Here is a 1,105-nt window from a genome sequence, read left to right on the forward strand (position 1 = left end):
CTCTTACGTCAAACGGCTCAATGAATTCTACTGTTTTGATTCGCTTTGCTCACTAAGAAACATCGCGTTTCAATTCATACATTACTGTATGTACATATTACTATGAACACTCAATCACCCTTCCCGTAAGGAGAATGACTTGAAAACATTGATTTAAATTTTTGACTGCCAACCCTAAGGCTAAGCAGTTTCGATTAACTCAACACCTGTGAGTGTCCACACAGATTTCTTGTTTTATCTTGTTAAAGAGCAACTCAATATTCGTAAGAGAACTTGAGTACCACACTGAGCGTCGAACGCTTCCAGTTGGCTAGGGCTGCGTATTCTACGCATTTCCCGTTTCGCGTCAAGGAGTTTTTGCAAACTTTCTCAACACTCATCAATCAGTAAACTCATCGATGAACCGTCACATCAGGCTGCTTAACGCTGTCTGCCGTGTCAGTGGATGCGCATTATAGGCAGCAGAGGATTTTGTGCAACCCCTATTTTAAGGAAATTTGCAGTTAATGCTAATTATCTAATCTAGCCACACCATACCCACCACTTACCCCCAAAGTTATCCACAATTCAGCTAAGACTGCGCCTTTGTTTCGCATTATGTATAGCCAAAAGCCATCAGATGATTTGTTGGTAGTTATAAAAATAGAAGACTTTCGTCTTTTAAAATGAAGATTAAACGAGGCTAAGCGTGAGATTGACCTACGGATCGGCTTAAATGGATTTGTTTTAATGGCGACAACGCGTGACCATTAGTAAGTAGCGAGTTTGTGATGTAAGAACTAAAGGCATGACTATGATAGGGTTCATTGGTGCATATAGATGTAGAAATAAAACAAACCCACAAAAAAGCCAGCTTACGCTTAATGCCGTTCACTTAAGAGTGAACGGCATTTTTCTTTGGTCTAACCGGGAACTTGTTTTTGCTCATTTTAAGAACTCGTGGATATGCCCTTTCCCGTTTACCATCCAGCTTAAATTGCCGTGCATTTCGTTCTATATCCAATACGTCTCTCGGGACATTCCCCGGTGTTTGTGATGACAGTTGTGTCAACTTGAAGATGATATAACTCGCCGCATCCCGAAAACTCAGTTGATTGGGATGGAC

1 pseudogene is annotated in these 1,105 nt (G+C 41.0%); it reads right to left on the reverse strand.

The features are described from left to right. Nucleotides 1-874 precede the first annotated feature (874 nt). Nucleotides 875-1,105, reverse strand: a pseudogene (locus L5M11_RS23745) (IS4 family transposase); the annotation flags it as partial.

The sequence above is a fragment of the Shewanella sp. SM87 genome (assembly GCF_025653705.1).
GTDB classification, from domain to species: Bacteria; Pseudomonadota; Gammaproteobacteria; order Enterobacterales; family Shewanellaceae; genus Shewanella; species Shewanella oncorhynchi.